The sequence below is a fragment of the Vibrio kyushuensis genome, from assembly GCF_050337325.1.
GTDB lineage: Bacteria > Pseudomonadota > Gammaproteobacteria > Enterobacterales > Vibrionaceae > Vibrio > Vibrio kyushuensis.
In genome coordinates this window covers 328472-346346 of record NZ_JAKJSV010000006.1, presented here as the reverse complement: position 1 = coordinate 346346, position 17875 = coordinate 328472, and the positions used below count along the sequence as shown (strand labels likewise).

Annotated in this window: 15 protein-coding genes; 8 read left to right on the top strand and 7 right to left on the bottom strand. The window is 43.7% G+C overall.

From position 1 onward, the window contains the following. Positions 1-93: 93 nt before the first annotated feature. The 4 genes from L4D20_RS15115 to L4D20_RS15100 are packed head-to-tail and all read right to left on the bottom strand — an operon-like array spanning position 94 to position 4800. Entirely contained in the window at positions 94-1227 is a 1134-nt protein-coding gene (locus L4D20_RS15115; RefSeq protein ID WP_428802435.1) for an ABC transporter permease, read from the bottom strand. After that, complete coding sequence (locus tag L4D20_RS15110) at positions 1224-2366, bottom strand: ABC transporter permease (RefSeq protein ID WP_428802434.1); 1143 nt, start codon at positions 2364-2366, stop codon at positions 1224-1226. Before L4D20_RS15110 ends, L4D20_RS15115 begins: the two co-directional genes overlap by 4 nt. 11 nt (positions 2367-2377) lie before the next feature. Continuing rightward, entirely contained in the window at positions 2378-3373 is a 996-nt protein-coding gene (locus L4D20_RS15105; RefSeq protein ID WP_428802433.1) for an HlyD family secretion protein, read from the bottom strand. Then, on the bottom strand, positions 3370-4800 hold the full coding sequence (locus tag L4D20_RS15100; RefSeq protein ID WP_428802432.1) for a TolC family protein: 1431 nt from the start codon (positions 4798-4800) through the stop codon (positions 3370-3372). Before L4D20_RS15100 ends, L4D20_RS15105 begins: the two co-directional genes overlap by 4 nt. Positions 4801-5027: 227 nt before the next feature. On the opposite strand from L4D20_RS15100, the gene L4D20_RS15095 reads away from it, so the two are divergent. Then, a complete protein-coding gene (locus tag L4D20_RS15095) occupies positions 5028-5354 on the top strand; it encodes a hypothetical protein (protein WP_428802431.1) in 327 nt (108 codons plus the stop codon). A 236-nt stretch (positions 5355-5590) separates the two neighbouring features. On the opposite strand, the gene L4D20_RS15090 is transcribed toward L4D20_RS15095, so the two are convergent. Then, positions 5591-6016: a septal ring lytic transglycosylase RlpA family protein gene (locus tag L4D20_RS15090; RefSeq protein WP_428802430.1), complete on the bottom strand. Its 426-nt coding sequence runs from the start codon at positions 6014-6016 to the stop codon at positions 5591-5593. A 360-nt stretch (positions 6017-6376) separates the two neighbouring features. Here L4D20_RS15090 and L4D20_RS15085 point away from each other — a divergent pair, with 360 nt between their 5' ends. Continuing rightward, positions 6377-6721, top strand: coding sequence for a hypothetical protein (locus L4D20_RS15085; protein ID WP_428802429.1), 345 nt, complete (start codon positions 6377-6379; stop codon positions 6719-6721). 371 nt (positions 6722-7092) lie between these two features. Here L4D20_RS15085 and L4D20_RS15080 read toward each other — a convergent pair whose 3' ends face one another. Both L4D20_RS15080 and L4D20_RS15075 read right to left on the bottom strand, forming a co-directional pair. Next, positions 7093-8904 carry a GGDEF domain-containing protein gene (locus tag L4D20_RS15080; protein WP_428802428.1) on the bottom strand — a complete coding sequence of 604 codons (1812 nt, stop codon included), beginning with the start codon at positions 8902-8904 and terminating at the stop codon, positions 7093-7095. Between the two features lie 371 nt (positions 8905-9275). After that, the gene (locus L4D20_RS15075) at positions 9276-10841 is read right to left on the bottom strand and encodes an arylsulfatase (protein WP_428802427.1); all 1566 of its coding nucleotides are present in this window, start codon (positions 10839-10841) and stop codon (positions 9276-9278) included. A gap of 322 nt (positions 10842-11163) precedes the next feature. Here L4D20_RS15075 and L4D20_RS15070 point away from each other — a divergent pair, with 322 nt between their 5' ends. Genes L4D20_RS15070 through L4D20_RS15045 form a run of 6 tightly spaced genes read left to right on the top strand, consistent with a single transcriptional unit; the run spans position 11164 to position 17847 of the window. After that, a complete protein-coding gene (locus L4D20_RS15070) occupies positions 11164-12168 on the top strand; it encodes an AAA family ATPase (protein WP_428802426.1) in 1005 nt (334 codons plus the stop codon). 30 nt (positions 12169-12198) lie between these two features. After that, positions 12199-13164 (top strand): DUF58 domain-containing protein, encoded by a 966-nt coding sequence (locus L4D20_RS15065; protein ID WP_428802425.1) that lies wholly within the window; start codon positions 12199-12201, stop codon positions 13162-13164. Then, positions 13164-13682 carry a DUF4381 domain-containing protein gene (locus tag L4D20_RS15060; RefSeq protein WP_428802424.1) on the top strand — a complete coding sequence of 173 codons (519 nt, stop codon included), beginning with the start codon at positions 13164-13166 and terminating at the stop codon, positions 13680-13682. The genes L4D20_RS15065 and L4D20_RS15060 overlap by 1 nt, the downstream gene beginning before the upstream one ends. Next, positions 13679-14722, top strand: a complete 1044-nt coding sequence (locus tag L4D20_RS15055) for a vWA domain-containing protein (protein ID WP_428802423.1) — start codon at positions 13679-13681, stop codon at positions 14720-14722. The genes L4D20_RS15060 and L4D20_RS15055 overlap by 4 nt, the downstream gene beginning before the upstream one ends. Next, complete coding sequence (locus L4D20_RS15050) at positions 14715-16430, top strand: vWA domain-containing protein (RefSeq protein WP_428802422.1); 1716 nt, start codon at positions 14715-14717, stop codon at positions 16428-16430. Before L4D20_RS15055 ends, L4D20_RS15050 begins: the two co-directional genes overlap by 8 nt. Then, on the top strand, positions 16420-17847 hold the full coding sequence (locus L4D20_RS15045) for a BatD family protein (RefSeq protein ID WP_428802421.1): 1428 nt from the start codon (positions 16420-16422) through the stop codon (positions 17845-17847). Before L4D20_RS15050 ends, L4D20_RS15045 begins: the two co-directional genes overlap by 11 nt. Positions 17848-17875: the final 28 nt, after the last annotated feature.

The window sequence follows — 17875 nt, the reverse complement described above, 5'->3', positions numbered from 1 at the left end:
GAAACAAGTTTTAACTAGTTATTAAGCCGAACCTAATCATATTTCATCGTAGGGTTCGGCTTTTTATTGCGAACTTTAAGTCGCTCTCTTTTATTAATGGCGACGAGCACGGTGGAATAATGTAACTCCAAGAGCCCCCGCCCAGAATAAGACTAATAGCCATAAGTGAGTGAAATAAATAGAGACTTGTTGCCAGTTGGCACCCATTTGATTGAGGGATAGGAAGCCTTTAATCGACGCGGTACTTGGAATAAGGTTTGCAATCCAAAGTAATGCTGAAGGGATCATCTCTGGTGGCCATATAAAACCCGCCAAGAAAATCAGAGGCATGGAGCTGATAAGAACAATCACCGGTACGAGTTCTCGACGCGGTACCCATAACCCCAATACATAGCCAATTAGGCAGGATGAAAGCAAGAACGGAATGAGAAGCGCAAATAACTCTTGTGGCTGGGCTAGGGTATTAATTCCATGCCAACTAAAACTTGCCCCAAAGTAATAAGCGCTCATCACAATGTAGATACCAACCAGTAATAGAGTTCTTACAGCAAGAACAGATATCTGCGCGTAAAGTCTCCAACCTCTAGACTCTGACTTATGCGTGGCGACGAGTAATCCCGCAGCCATGATCAATGTTTGCTGAAGAATAAGTACAAAAACCGCCGGAACAACATAATCGACATAACCCATGCGAGGATTAAACGTAGGTTTTAGGTTTGCCTTGATACTTGCGTATTGGTTCGTTGCCGATACTAGTGGCTCACCTTGTGCCATTAATTGAGCGACTTTAACTTCTGCGCCAAGAGTCGCACCTGCCTGTGCTAATCCTTCAACAACGGTTCCATAAACTAAGAAATAGGAAGCATCGCCTGCATAAGCCAGTGTGGGGCTTTTTCCTACCATTAGGTCTTTATAAAAATCTTTCGGAATCACCAATATGCCACTTACTTTGCCATCAATAAGAGCGTTCTTAGCCGCTTCTATACTATGATCCCGCTGGATGATTTTTACTTGGGATGTTGCATCAACCATTCGTTCTAGTTTCAGGCTGACCGCACTGTTGTCAAGGTTAACGATGGAGATATGTTGCTCTAAAGGGGACTGCTGAGCATACGGCAATGGGTATAGAAATGAGTAGAATATAATCCCGCCAAATACCGTCAGTACGACGGCCTTATTCGAGAAGAAGTCTCGAATTTCCTGCTTCATCAGAGAAATAAAACTCATACTTTTCCCTCTATTTGATAGCGTTTTTTGATCAGAGCGAAACAAGCCAATAGCGCAATGAGGTAACCAAACATTGGCAGTAAATGCCCAAGTGAATCCAGCGTAGATGCTGCGTAACTAACTTGCGAAACTTGAACTTCAATATAGTGGCTAACGGGCAGTAAAGCGCGCCACCATTGGGCTAATAGGTTCATATCCGTTACAGGGAATGTTATGCCCATAAACGCGAAACTCGGTGCAGTAAATGCGCCTGCAAAACTCATCGCTCGAGTGGCATCAAGGGTTATAAAAAAGAATAAGCAGCCCATGATGATACAAGCCACAATCATTGCCCATTGAGCAAAAATGACAGGTAGTAATGACCCTTGTAATGGCCAGTTTAACCAATGATAGAACCAAGTTAGAAACATGACGCCTTGCACTGCGAAAATGAGCATATAACCTTTCAGCGTGTGAATAAGCGTAAGTAAGGGCTTCGAGCCTAGCCACTCCTGTAGTGTATTGTAACGGCGGAAATTGGCAGCCAAAATCAAAATAGTACAGACGACGATCACCACTTGCCAAAGTGCAGGAATAACAGCTGAAACTAAAAACTGAGCGTAGTTGGTATTTTGATTAAATAATGCGGTAATTTGAGTCGAGATAGGGACGGCTTTCCCAAGCGCTGAACCTGTGGTTGTATTCCCCGATGCAAGGTGCTGGGCTGTTTCAATGGTTGCATTAAAATAGCCGATAGATTGCATCACAGCGGAGTTGATTAGTCGCCCAACCAGAATGTACTGACTGTTGTAGAACGTAGAAACCTGAGGAAGCGTTTGTCGGTAAATACTCTTGTCAAAATCGTTAGGGATAATCACATACGCATAGATATTGCTCTCAACCAAAGCCTGTTTAGCTTGATAGACATCTGAGAACTGTTCGTCAACACGGATTGTTGGTGAGGCATTGAGCTGATGAATTAATTTCTGTGATATTTGACTGTGAGAGAGGTCGACAACCCCGATAGGCAGATCTCGAGCAATACCTGCAGAAAAAATCCCCCAGATACACAACGCTAAAGCGATTGGCACCCAAGTTAGACAAGAGAGTAACCACTTGTCTTGCTTGAGGGTTTGAAGTTGCTGTTGTACGTGACTCATAGCTGGCTCACCTAATTGCCGACAGGTAGCTCAACCACAAGGCTCATACCCATACGAAGTTGATCTTTTGAATAGGTAGGACGAGCTTCCACTTCAAATGTACGAAGATCAAAGCCTTGTGATGCATCTGTCGAGCGCCATGTCGCAAAGTCACCCATCACAGCGACATGAGTTACTGTGAACGTGACGGTTTTATCTAAAGCGGGTAGGTAAGCGTCAAATCGTGTCCCTTTAGTGAAATTCTTTAAGTAATCTTCGCGAACATTAAGCACTGCCCATGCGTCTTGGGTGTCAATGACCGTGACGACAGGAAAGCCTTGTGGAGCGAGTTCACCACTTTGTAGCAGTACTTGTGAAACTTCTCCATCAAACCAGCTCTCAATTTGAGTATCTGCGGCAAATGCTTCTACTTCAGCGACTGCACCTGCGGCCATTACCGCTTTTTCTGCCGCCGCAAGTTTGGTTTCGTCACGTACGCCTTCTTTGGTCATTTGATACATTTGGTACGCGGCACTTTGCGTGTATTTGGCCGCTTGCCATTGAGTTTTCACTTCATCACGCTGCTGCTCTGCAACAACACCATCACCGAAAAGGTTATTGATACGTTGGTAGGTTTTCTCAAGTAGGTCTGCAGCGGCTTTCGCTTTTAACCACTGATCTTTAGCCGCTTGAATTTGCTGAGTTCTTGCACCTTTATTGGCTTCAGATGCCAGAGCTCCGGCTGCTTTTTCTCCTGCTTTGGCTTGTGCTAGCTTCGCTTCAATTTCAGGGCTATGCAGAGTGAAAATAAGATCGCCTTGTTTAATTTGATCACCCTTGCGAACCAGTACCTCATCGACTCGCCCCGGAACTTTAGATGAAATGCTGTATTGCTGTGCTTCAATCATCCCTTGTAGGCGAATCGGTTGTGGTTGGTAGGCTTTATAGAAGCTCATCCCCACCCATGCGATAAATCCGACAGCGATGAGTGATGCAATTATAGGTTTGATGGCTTTATTAGGTTTCATAGTGATTCCTGCGTCTGAGCCGTATGAGCGATGACATACGAATTAGATTGATATTGGTGATAGCTGTTCATCTCGCTTGTCAGTGCGAGTAACTTTGTTAAAGAGACAAGGTAATGGAAACGAGCGGCTGATTGCTGAGTTTGAATGCTGGCTAAGTAGAGCTGTGCATCCACCACTTCAAGCGAAGTGGATAGCCCTTGTTTAAAGGCTTTCTCACGCAGATTTAGATTTTCGGTTGCAAGCTTGATGCTTGATTCAAGCCCAAGTACTTCATCAATGGATTGATGTGCTTCTAGGTAGGTTTTTTGTACCAATACCGATAGATCTTCACGAGCTTGCGCTTTGAGTGAACGAACTTGCTGAACCTTGCTATTAGCGGCTTTAACCGTGTCACTACGACCAGACGACTCAATCAGCGGAATACTGACTCCCACACCAACCATCCAGTCTGGCTTCATTTGGCTTGCTAGTGAGTCATCTTCATGCAGGCTGTAGTCACCGTATAGGTACACCTCAGGGTAGTATTTTCCTTTTTCAGCCTTTATTAAGCTGCTGGCCTGTTTCTCTTTGGCATCAAGAAGTGAAAGACCGGGGTAGGTAGCAAGAGTTTGATCGATGAACACCTGCATTGGTGGCAGATTTTGATTGATAAATAACGTTTCTGATGGTGTCACTAAGCTATTTTGAGCCAGAATTTTGCTCAGTGCAGATTGCGCGATATCTAAGTTACTTTGCGCCTTACGAGTATCCACCTTGGCCTTATCAAATGAAGCTTCCGCTTGTAGGCGTTCAACTCTGGCTATTTGACCTTGTTCTTCGAGCTTTATCGCAAAATCTAAATGCTGAGCTAACCCTTGCTCAACGGCTGTTCGAGTATTAAGAACCTCGGTTGCAAGCACCACGGAGAAGTAATATTTACTTAGATCTTCATATCGTGCTTGAGTCTCCATTTCATACTGACTTCTCGCCTGTTCAGTTTGACCTTGAGCAGCTTGCTGCGCTGCACTGATTCGGCCGCCAGTAAAAATAGGCCAAATAGCGCGAATAGAAGAAGTGAAAATATCCTTTTCGGTCATCGTCGTTTCAACACCGCCTAAAATTGGCAGTAAACCCGACATCATCGCACCTGACGCACCGCCAATCGCAGGAAAGGTTGTGGCTTCGGCTAATTGTGAACCTGTCACGCTGACATCGCTGTCCAATCTTGTGTAGTTTGCCCCAAGTGTTACTGAGGGAAGGTTTAAATTTCCCTTTGCATTTTCCATGTGCTGATAACTTTCGACATTGGATCGCTGCGCTGCAAGAGAGTGGTTGTTCTCTTGCAGTAGTTGCCACGCCTGATCAAAGGTGATTGCCGCCCCATGTGAGGCAGAAGAAGCCAAACTAAGGCAGAGCACAAAGAGTGGTCGAAGAGGGTATCGTTTCATCCTGATTGCCAATATTTAGAGTAATAACTCTAATATACAGGTGTTAGACAAAAGTGCACACCATTAAATGTGAATTGATGTGAAACAAGCGATTCGATCTCTTTAAAAAAGAGCATCGAAATGGGATATTTCGGTAGTTTCTAAAGGGAATTTAAGCGATACATCAAGGCGGATAGATAGTATCGTTGATGGCTAGCGTGTCTTTGAGGTTAAGAGGGGATTAAAGGATGAATACAATGCTCGAGTTGGATGAAAAAGAGATACAAGGCACAATCGAATTTGGTGAGAAAATAAAGGGCCGAGGCAAAGTGGGGATTCAGAGTTGGTATCTGTCATCCACATCCAGCGCATTAGTTTTAGAAATAGCGGAAGACCCAGAGATTGAACCCAAAGATTTACCGCTGGTTGGTTATGGTTGTGGCGGTTGGATCGCAGAGCATGAATACAGCTCAATTGAGAATGAAGTTGTTGCCGTCATCAAACAGGGTATATCTCAGTTTAAACAGAACAAGTTGGCATATGTACCAGCGGTCACGTGTGCTTGTGCTGAGTAAGGCCTAACGGATTTCTGTCTCTACGGTCAGTCGATTATCAAGTTGGTGGCTATTTACGCTGATATCCTAATGGAACTCTAATCTATGCAGAACACTTGGTATTAGGTAAAAGTACGAAGCCGGGTTACGGGTCTTAAGGCTCAACAACACACCGCTCGACATGTTTTCGTTATTAGTTGAGTAGTGTTTATCGAGCCATTTGTTAAGTGGAGAGTTCAGCGTCGTTCGAATGGATATTAGTGTTTATACCTAAAGGTATTACTGTCATCAATAATCTCAATTTTAATCGGTGCTAAGCCTTTTTTAATGTTGCCTATTTGCCCAAATGATTTTTTAGAAAGGTCAATGACTCGGCCTTTCACAAAAGGTCCGCGATCATTGATTTTTACATCGACCGACTTGCCATTGGCTGTATTTGTAACCTTTACGATAGTCCCAAATGGTAAGGTTTTATGAGCCGCAGTATAGGCCCTCATGTTATACCGCTCACCACTTGCAGTCAGCTTTCCGTGGTATTTATTACCATACCAAGAAGCTTGGCCAACAAGTTCATGTGATTTGGCATAAGATCTTGTTTTTCCAGTATCGATTGCTGCAGTTGAGGAGCAGCCGGCTAGCATCGTAAAGACAAGAGCGGCAAAGATAAGATTTAATTTTTTCATGCTATTTAGATACTCGATTTATTCATGTCATGTTTATCTGTTTTGTTTTCATTATTTATCAGAATGAGAACAAAATAATCATCCGAGATGATTCGCTAATTTTTTCATAGACTCTGTTTTAATTGGTCATGGTTAAGAAAGATTTTAAGAGTGAAAAATCAATTTTCATAACGCTATCGGTCTGTGCCAGATAATTAGTGTCTCAAACAGCCAATGCAGATCCACACTATCATTACAGGACATTAAGTAACTTTGTCATACTTGTAATAACTGATGTTGACTGATATTTGAGCCGCGACAATTTTAACTGAATTAGATACAATTCTGGGCTCATTAGAATGTATATAATTGGCATAAAATATGAAAATCTCTGTTGATGGCGGTTCGTTTAAAATAGCGATTGAAACTGAGTTTGAAGGTTTAATTAAAGAAGCTACAGATATCTTCCACGCCACTCGCACACAAGCGGGTTCAAATGAGAAAGCGATTCTACGCTTCTTACAGATCATTATTGAACATCGAGAAGATGATGACGCAATTGGCTATGCGGTGCTTGGTTTAGTGGGTTGGTATAACGAGAAGATTAATCCAGTGACCAATAATAATATTGAGCTTAACCTGACTAAAATCTTACCACACCTAATTAACCCCGCAGGTGACTTAACGGCAAGCAGCCCAAGTGACATGGCTACTTTTAAGCACTAAGAATAGATATGGATAGGGCTGAGATAGCTGAGCAAACCTCGGCTTGATCGTTATTAGATATCAGTAACCTATTTCTGTCTGGAATTGTTTAGTAGTTACGCGTTACAGTAAAAAGTTTGCTTGGCTTTCAGGTAAAAGCTTACTCAAAGAGTATGTGGCACTAAATGGCACAAGTCGGACATTCTGCTATCACTGTGACTTAAGTTGAGAGTTCAGGGTAAAGGCGAGCCTTTAGAAAACATTAAGCTGGCTATATCCACATTTGATACCAATATCCCCGTGAAAGTCGATGCACAGATCTACGCAGGTTATAAGGTGAACTGGTGTGAACTACAGTCAGAATTACCCGCTTATTTGGAAGGGCGTAAAAGTTAGCGATGGTCTGACTGCTCCACTATCAGGCAATTACGCCCCGAGCTTTTGGCTTGGTACAGTGCCCGGTCGGCATACTTAAACATATCATCTGGATGATTGTATAAACTGGAATGAGTGAGCCCTAAACTGATTGTGACTTGAATATTTTCACCTTGAAACGGGTAATTATGCTTGGCAATGGTTTCTCGAATACGCTCGGCGCATGGCTTGGCAGCCTCTAAGTCCACATCAGGTAAAATGATCGAAAACTCCTCCCCACCAATTCGAGCAACAATATCTTGAGCCTTCACCGAAGCGACAATCTGTTTAGCCACTTGGATCAACACTTGATCGCCGAAAGCATGCCCGTAATTATCATTGAGCGATTTAAAATGGTCGATATCAACAGAAATAATGGAAAAAGGCTGCGTACTATTATTTAGCCAAAGCTTGTTAATACTGTCGTCATAAAAACGTCTGTTATTTACATTAGTGAGGGGGTCACGGTTAGCTTGTATCCGTAATAGTGCTCGATTTTTTAGTGTGCTGTTGAGAAAAAACAGCGTCATCACCAGTAGAAGGGCAGAGCCAGTAAAGGCTAAGTAATAGATTTGCGTATGCTCTTCTGCCGCTCTTAATTCTAATTCCTGCACTCGGTTCTTTTCAGAGAGTAACGCTGCTTCCAAATCTTTTCGTTCAACTTCATAGACAACTTCCATCTCAGCACGCATCTTGTTTTGTTGTTTATCATCGGCTTGTTGATGCAAGTGTGAATATTGATCCAAGCTCTCATACGCTTGTTTATACAAATCTAAAAGCTGATAGATATGGGCCGCCCGTCTGTGGTAGATCAGCATCAAATCATCGCCGTCTTCCTTCTGAACAAATTCTTTTCCTAGCTGTAAAGCAAGTAATGCTGGCTCCTGCTGGTTGAGCTCTGCGTAAGTTAGGGCTCTTAAAAATAAGTAACTGGAAACAGATTCAAAAGAATATTGATTTTTTACCAGTTTTTCGGCTTCCAAGACATTGCCTAATGCTTGCTCAAACTTTTGCTGTTTTATTGAAAAATCTATTTTTGCTAGGTATGAATAAATGAGCTGTATAGGCAGTTTGGTTAACTCGCTTTGCTTAAACATATCATTAATTGCCTGCTCTGCTTGTTCAGGCTTATCAACGTTTGAATATAAGAGGTACAAGTTATGGTATAGCTGATGCAGCTGGATCATATTTTGTGCTGATTTTGCCTGTTGAATGGCAGAGAGATAGTGTTGCTCAGCTAAGTCTACTTGCTTGGTGTAAAAGTAATAGAGGCCAAATGCGTTGTTTATGTCTGCAAGTAACGGCAGTTGCTGCGTTTGTATAATTGTATTGGTTTTCTGCAGGATCGCTAAGCTTTCAATATACTTGCCAAGATTAAGGTAACTGTGGGCTAAATCAATTGATGAAAGGGCGTGGTGGTAAGGCAGTTGTGCGCTTTCTGCGGCGGAAACGGCCTTTAGTTGCAACGGTAAACGCTCACTATGTGATGACGTAAACGCGGCTTGAAGAGCAAGGCTGTAAACGCGCTGTAGTGGCGTTTCAAACGTTATGTTTTGTATTGTTCGATATACAGACTTCGCATCATTATCTCTACCCACTCTTTGATAAAGGTATGCCAGAAAGAGTTGCTTACCCACAATGTCTTGAGCGTCTATTCTCTTTGTCTCTTGCTCAAGCTCGATTATTGTGGCGTTTGGTGTTTGCCACCAATAGCTATCAATATTCACTTTTTTGGCAAAGCTTTGGGCGCTAAATAACATGAGTAAAAGTAGCGTAATAAGTAAATTCAAATGATGTCTCTTCGTAATTCTTCTTCGATTGCTATCAACATTTTTTAGCTCGTTTAATTTTTTAAAAGAGCATAGGAAGTATAGGTGTTTAAAAATTATTTAACGTCTTGATAGCAGACCTTTCTGGGGTTGTTTGGTTTAGGGTTATTTAGGCCGAGTCATCATTTGTGCCTAGTATTCGTGAAAGGCCGCTGCCTTATATGGTATGGCATTCTAAGTGTGCAATTATTCCACACTTTAAAGGCTCGTTCAATAATTAGGCACATAATCAAACTTACGGTTTCAGATGCATTTCTAACCAATTGCAAAAAGCCGAGAGCATCACTGCTCTCGGCTTTTCTAAGTCACTTATTGAATTAAATCAATAGTGCTTACTGCATCACTTTATTGTGAACTTGCTCAAGTTGTTGCATCTTACCTTGAAGCATTAGTACGTCTTGGTTGAAGTTACCAGGGTTCAATACTTGGCTACGTTGAATTGGGTAGTCAGGTAGCGTTGATAGGAACGATTGAACTTCACCAGCAACTGGTACGAATAGCCACATGTTGTCTGCCATCCAACGAATGTACATACCAGATTCGTGTGGTGCTTTTTCAAATGGGTCTGCACGTAGGTGTACGATTGACGGCCAGTTAGTTTGGAAACGAACACCATCAGAGATGTTACCTTCCATGTGTGCGAACTGAACTTTGAAGTCACCAGTACGTACAGCATCTAGCTCAGCATTTGCAGAGAAGTACAGTAGACCTTTACGAGGACCTTCTTCAACTTTACCTTCAAAGAATGGTAGGAAGTTGTAGCCATCTAGGTGAACACGCCAGTTCTTACCGTTGTAGCGAGCGCCTTTGTCTGACTTAAGTTTCTCGACCACTTTGTCATCGCCTGCTGCTGCAAGAAGCGTTGGGATCCAGTCTTTGTGGCTCATCATGTCGTTGATTTTAGTGCCTGGGTCGATAGTACCTGGCCAGCGAACAAGTTGAGGTACGCGGAAACCGCCTTCCCATGTTGTGCCTTTCTCACCGTGGAAGAACGTTGCACCGCCATCAGGCCATGTTGCTGTTTCAGCGCCGTTATCCGTTGAGTAGATAACGATGGTATTGTCAGCGATACCAAGGTCGTCAAGTTTATCAAGTAGGATACCTACGTGATCATCATGTTCCATCATGCCGTCAGCGTAGATAGAAACGCCAGATACGCCTTGGTATTTCTCTTGTAGACGAGTCCAAACGTGCATACGAGTAGTGTTGTGCCAGATGAAGAATGGTTTGTCAGCTTTCACTGCACGTTCCATAAAGTCTAAAGAGCTTTCTAAGAACTCTTCATCAGCCGTTTCCATACGCTTACGCGTCATTGGGCCAGTATCTTCAATCTTGCCATCAGCCGTTGACTTAATTACGCCACGAGGGCCGAAGTTCTTACGGAACTCTGGGTCTTTAGGGTAGTAGTATGTTTCTGGCTCTTCTTCTGCGTTCAAGTGGTAAAGGTTACCAAAGAACTCATCAAAACCGTGCGCCGTTGGAAGGTGCTTATCTTGGTCGCCCATGTGGTTTTTACCAAACTGAGCCGTCATGTAGCCTTGGTCTTTTAGTAAATCAGCGATCGTTGGAGCCCAGTCTGGGATACCGTGGTCAGAACCCGGCATACCGATGGTTAAAAGACCGGTACGGAAAGGTTCTTGACCTGTTAAGAATGCAGCGCGACCCGCAGTACAAGATTGTTGACCATAGTGGTCAGTAAAGATTGCACCTTCGTTTGCAATACGATCGATGTTAGGCGTTTCGTAGCCCATCATGCCGTGGTTGTATGCGCCAATATTGAAAATACCAATATCGTCACCCCAGATAGCAAGGATATTCGGTTTGTCAGCTGCAACAGCTGCGCCAGCGGTAGCGATTGCGCCAACACCAACAGCTACTTTACTTAAAAGGTTAGCCATAAAGACTCCAATAGTAATCGGTTAAAAGAGTGGTTCAGCAAATGTAAGAGTGGATCGTGCTTACTTGCTGATGGCGCTTAACTTAATTGTGAACGGAGGGGTTGTCGCTTTATAGTGACTATAACTAATGGTTATAAAATCCGTTGGGCGTGCTTTGTAGCCGAGTCTACGTTTTAATCGCTGAGTTTCTTGATCTAAGTCATATAAGGTAAAGGTCGAATATAAATGAAGTTGAAATCCTGTTCCGGATAGACGCTATAACTAATAGTTATGTTGCTTATGGTTAGAATGCAGAGAAATACCTCAGAGGAAGATCAACAGTATGAGTCATGCATTCGAATCCATTACAAAACTAATTGATAACGTTGAGTCTAATGTTATTGGTCAGAGCCACGTTGTACGATCGCTGGTGGTTGGGTTATTGACCAATGGCCACGTATTACTTGAAGGCTTACCGGGAACCGCTAAAACTCGCTCCGTGAAATCACTCGCTGACACATTGGCGACCAGTTTTGGCCGAATTCAATTTACTCCCGATCTTCTTCCCTCAGACGTGACAGGCACAGAAGTGTACCAAGAGCTAAATGGCAAGCCTCAACTCAATTTTCAGCCGGGTCCAATTTTTAATAGCATCGTGTTAGCGGATGAGATAAATCGAGCGCCAGCTAAAGTGCAGGCTGCACTACTTGAAGCCATGGCGGAAGGTACGATTACTGTCGGCGATAAAACCCATCAACTGCCTGAACTGTTTATGGTACTGGCGACCCAAAACCCAGTAGAGCAAGAGGGGACATACCCACTACCAGAAGCTCAGATGGATCGTTTTATCATGAAGGTAAGCGTCGATTACCCAGAAGATGAAGCCGAAAGGGACATTATTCGCTTAGTTCGTAACGAAGAGCAGGGATGTACTCATACGAAATCAGAGAACGATCGCGGTATGGAAAGTAAAGCTCCCGTCACGATTGAACCTGATGCTGTGTTAGCGGCAAGGCGTGAACTCACCAACATTAATGTTTCAGAGTTAAGTGAAAACTACATAGTGGCGCTTGTTATGGCAACGCGAAAACCAGTCCGTTATCAAGAATCAAGCCTAGCTAAGTGGATTGAAGTGGGCGCAAGTCCCCGTGCTTCTATCGCGCTAGATAAATGTGCTAGAGCGCAGGCTTGGTTAGAAGGGCGAGACCATGTACTGCCGGATGATATTAGAGCCGTCGCACCTATGGTATTAGGCCATCGTTTTAGCCTCTCGTATGACGCATTGGCTGATGGCGTGACACATTTAGATGTTGTGAATGAGCTATTAGACCACGTTGCTATTGGGTAGTTATTCGCTAGGTACTAGCTAGGAGAGTATATGGTGAAGCCAACTTCAATTCCGCGTGTCTCTGATCATGATCCCAGAGTTTATTGTGATTATGCGCAGCTCGTTCGTCTGCAAAAGCATGTCGATTCTTTTCTATTTTTACCAAGGCTGAAAGCAAATAGTGCGCTTTCTGGCCGTCACCACTCTCATTTTCGAGGGCGTGGCTTGAACTTTGAAGAGCTTAAGCATTATCAGCATGGTGATGACATACGTAACCTTGATTGGAAGGTGACGATGAGAACCGGTAAACCTCATGTAAGAAGCTATACCGAAGAAAAAGATCGCAACGTTGTTATTTGTGTTGATCAGCGCAGTAGGATGTTCTTCTCTTCAGTCGAGATAATGAAATCGGTTGTTGCCGCTGAAGTTGCAGCATTAACAGCGTGGCGAGCACTGAAAGAGGGTGACAGAGTCGGTTTTTTATTGGTGGATTCTCAGTCTATATCGGTGACAAAGGCAAAGCGTTCTCAAAATGACCTGTTGGCTTTTCTAAAGCGTATCTCTAGTAAAAATCAATCACTGTCGGTTGATTCTACGAACGCTGAGAACGTCTCTTTCACTCATGTGATCGACCAACTAACACGTCAGAAGATGACCAACTCAACCATTGTTATGATCAGTGATTTTTCAGATGCGACCAGTGCTGACATCGACCGTTTAAAATACCTTCAGCGGCATAATGATGTATTGGCGATTATGGTGACAGACCCGTTGGAAGAAAACGTGCCAGAGTGGATAGCCAAAAGTCATTGGGTTGTGGGTGATGGGGCTTTGCAGTTTAATCTTAATGACAAACACAAATTAGCCGCTGTAAATCAATCGCTTGCTGAACACTCAATAGCTAAACAGCAGCAGCTAAAAAAAATGATGTCAGTAAACCACTTACCGTTTATCGAGCTAACAACCTGTGGTGAGCATCTACGTATGTATAAGGCTGCTGTTGGGGGGATTAAATAATGCAACATAGCCCTCCGAGTACTTACATCTTACGTAATCTATTTGATGTGGAAGTTCCTAGTCGCATCAGTTGGTATCCGCAAACCATTGGCTGGAAAGTTCTCGCATTAATGATGTTCATCTGCCTGTGCTTCTGGTTGTATCGAAAAGGCCGTTTTTGGTGGGACAATCGATATAGAGCTGAAGCCATAACGGCGATGTCTAAGCTCGACTTTTTATCCCCTCAATATCCAAGTCAGCTATTTAAGATTATGAAAACGGTGGCAATTCATATCTATCCCAAGTCTTCAAGTCAGTTTGGCGAGGACTTTCTCGCTACGTTAGATGCGCATGCTGAAAACAAAGTATTTGTTCACTCTTATGTTGCTCAGCAGTGGCTTGAAAGTGCTGTGAACCCTAATTCTGAATTGAGTCAGGAAGACCGATTGGAGCTGAAAAAGTTATGCGAAGACTGGCTTAATCACCATAAAGCGAAATTATCTGTAGAGATGGTCCACGCTAAAAAGGGGACACTATGAGTCATTTTGCTTTTGAGTTAAGTCATCCGTGGTGGTTAATCATATTACCACTTCCTTTCATTATCTACCGATTGGTTCCAGCTTATCGTACTCGACAACAGGCAACGAAAGTGCCGTTTTTTGATGTTCTGATTAAAGCGTTAGATGAAGCGCCGACGCAAGGTGCAAGTCAACTACAGCCTGCGTGGTGGCAAAAGGCCATTCTTGTTTTCGGCTGGCTTTTAATGGTTTTAGCGTTAACAAAGCCGATGGTTTTAGGTGAACCTCAAGTGCGTGAAAACCTAGGGCGTGATGTCATGGTCGTGGTTGATCTTTCTGGTTCCATGTCCGAACGAGACTTTATTTCTCAATCGGGTGAAAACATATCTCGCCTTGATGCAGCGAAACAAGTTCTCGGTGATTTTATTACCACACGTAAGGGGGACCGTGTTGGGCTGATACTGTTTGGTGACGCTGCTTTTGTACAAACTCCTTTTACAACTGATCATCAAGTTTGGTTAACCTTACTTGATCAAACAGAAGTGGCCATGGCGGGGCAAAGTACGCACTTAGGTGATGCCATTGGGCTTGCGATTAAAGTGTTTGATGAGACGGTCACAAATACCAATGCAGAGTTACTACATGAACGTGAAAAAGTAGCGATTGTATTAACTGATGGTAACGACACAGGTAGCTTCGTTGAACCGATTGATGCTGCAAAAGTTGCGGCAGCCAAAGGCGTTCGAATTCATATGATAGCCATGGGTGACCCTCGAACCGTTGGCGAACAGGCACTTGATCTAGAGACCATCAACCGTGTTGCAAGTGAGTCAGGTGGTAAAGCATTTGAAGCGTTGAACCGGGATGCCTTAGAAGAAGCCTATCAAAGCATTAGCGAATTAGAACCCCAGTTGTATGAGAGTACAACCTATTGGCCAAAGCAGAGTGTTCATCACTACTTGGTGGCGATGTTGGTATCCATCTATTTATTGGCGTTCAGTGTCGCGACGGTTAGAGCAAGAGTTGGTGCTCAACGTGAAGGAGAGAAGAGAGATGTTTGATCTTTTATTTGGCTCTACGCTAGTTCAAAACTTATCACTGATGATTCAGCAATTTCACTTTATCCGCCCGCTTTGGTTATTGCTGTTTATTCCAATGTTGGTGCTTATCTATCTGCGTTGGCAACAAGACTCGCAACAAGTGTGGCAGTCAATTCTTCCTAAACACCTTAGAGCAGTATTAACGATTGGTGAAAGTGGCTGGAAAAAGCAGCTACCACTTAAGTTACTGACATTATGTATCGCTTTATCAATTGTTGTTTGCGCTGGACCTAGTTGGCAAAAAGAGCCATCACCTTTTGGAGAAGATAAAGCCTCATTAGTCATAGTCTTAGACAATAGCCAATCCATGCTAGAGACAGATCTCGCCCCAAGCCGTATTGAGCGATCAAAGCAGAAAATACAAGATTTGATGACGCTGCGTGCTGGTGGCGGAACGGGGTTGATTGCTTATGCTGGCAGTGCGCACTTGGCGATGCCCATTACCCAAGATAACCAAGTGTTTGCTCCATTTTTGGCGGCGATCGATCCAGACATTATGCCTATCTCCGGTAAACACGCAGAAAAAACATTACCACTTATTGAGCAGCAATTAAAAGGCGATGTTGGAAGCAGCGTGCTTTTGATCAGTGATGGTGTTACGCCTCAATCGATCGATGCCTATGCTCAGTTTTTTAGTGAAAATCCTTATCAGCTGATTATTTTGGCTGCAGGTAACCCTAACGTAGAGAGCCGTAGCCCCGCTGATTTCACTTCACTTCGTTCGTTAGCTAGAGCGACTCAAGGTCAACTTATTGAAGTGTCGGTTGATACCCGAGATATTCAAGCGATAGAGCGGGCTATTGAACGTAACATGCAGCTCAATGGCGACTCATCGATGCCATGGGAGGACATGGGATATTGGCTCTTGATCCCGATAGCGACACTGATGCTGCTTTGGTTTAGAAAGGGTTGGCTCGTTCAGTGGTGTTTGATCGCCATGATCAATTGGCCTGTAATGATGCCAAGTGTCGCTCATGCTAGTCCCGATACAACGGACCAGCCCGTCACCGTGGTTGAGAAAACATCGCTAGATAAACTGAATCAGTGGTGGATGGATTTATGGTTCACCCCGGATCAGCAAGGACAACGGTTATTTGACCAGCAGCGTTATTTAGACGCTGCAAAGGCATTTGACGACCTAGAGCGGAAAGGGGTGGCCTATTACTATGCACGAGAATATAGCCTCGCACACAGCGCCTTTATTCAGATGGACAGTGAACTCGGCACCTATTACGCCGCGACGTCTTTGGCGCGGCAACGGGAATATCTTGCAGCGAGAAACCTACTAAAGGAGATGTCTGAAAGCCAAGTGCTATCGACCTCGCTGACTAAAAAAGTCATCAATAATCTGGATGTACTAAATGGATTAATTGATGAAGTAAACCGATTGAGTGAAAGCCAAATGAACACGACGGAAGGTCCTGAAGAGTCATTTGAGCTTGGTGATAACCCACAAACGGGAGATGGCGCTGAAGAGCAAGTGACGGAAGAGTACTTAATGCGAGAGTCACTTAACGCCAACGAAATTCTTGGTAGTGAAGAGCTGGCGAATATGTGGCTTCAAAGAGTAGAAGCTGATCCCAAGTTCTTTTTGCAGGCTAAGTTCCACATTCAATTACAAGCACCTACTTCAAGCATGCAGCACAACGTGGGGCAAAATGATGATTAGAGTGACTGATAGAGTGAAGACGAGAACCCATATTGTACTTTTATTTTTAATGCTTACGTTTGGGGCTTTAGCGGCTACAAAAAGCTATGCGCAAAGTAATAGCCATCAGGGTCTGAATCAGCTGCTTGAGTCTGGCGATGTAACCCTTTTTGCGTGGATAGGAAAGCAGGGCGAATCAAAAACCTTCAGTGTTAGTGAACAGGTAATTTTAACCGTTGAGCTTGGCACGCCGCGCTGGTTCACCGCAGGTACTCAGATTGGAAGAATAGAGGTTCCCAATGTGATCGCCATGCAGCGTAATTCTTTTGCGATGAATTTTACGGAACGTAAAAATGGACAGACTTGGTCTAAGCAGCGTTGGGAAATTACTCTCTATCCCCTAGCGAGTGGGCATATTGTGGTCCCTCCAACTTCTGTAAAGGTTCAAGTTAGTGGGCCTAATGGTGATAATGTCTCTGGTGTTTTATATACACCAGTACTTGAATTCAATACACATCTACCAAGTGGGCAGTTAACTCATGAATCACAATGGGTGGCAGCCAGTGAACTGAGCATTGAGCAAAGTTGGGACCTCTCTTCAGACACTCTGAAAGTGGGCGATAGTATTACCCGTAGTGTGGCGGTTAAGGGCAAAGATACTCTATCAATTCTGTTGCCTGAAATACTCAATGGTTATGGAACAGCGCCTCATCAACGATATACCCACCCCAATAGTTTGGATGATACCCAAACAAGAGGACAGTACTGGTCTCATCGAGCAGAGCAAGAGACCTTGGTGCTGCAACAAGGTGGGGAGTTTTCCCTGCCAAGTTATCAAGTAGTGTGGTGGAATACACAAACAGAGCAACTTGAAGAGATCACGATTGAAGGGAAAACTTTCAAAGTGAGTCATACCTTCAGCTCGTTTATTCAACATTATTGGTGGAAAGCCATGCTGCTGATAGGAAGTAGCGCGATGGTGGTCGTAATGCTATTGACTGTTAAACGCTATTACCAATCGAAACCGTTGCCATTATGGTACCGCTTTATTCTGGCGCTTAAGAGCGAAGATCGAGGAGAGTTGAGAAGGTTGATTTATTTGAAACTTCGCTTGAAATCAACCCTCAAACTGCTGAGCCAATATCGTATCAGTACAGAATACGATAGTGGTAAAAATTGTTCTGAACAAAAGAAATGGAACGCAAACATCCACGACGTTCAGCGGGAAGAAGCTCCACTGTCTCTGTTTCGATGGGTATGGCAGCAACTCAGTATCACTAGTATTTGCAGATTGCCGTCCATTATTCATAATCGATTTAAAAAAGGCGTGGTGCCTGCGGCACTTCCCCAAGTGAGCCAAGGGGCAAATAAAGGGCTGAGTGAACCGTTTAGCGCTAATGAAAATGGTGAGGTTAGAAAGAGGACGACTGGAAAGTAGTGTAGTGAACCTGAACCTAGATTACTTA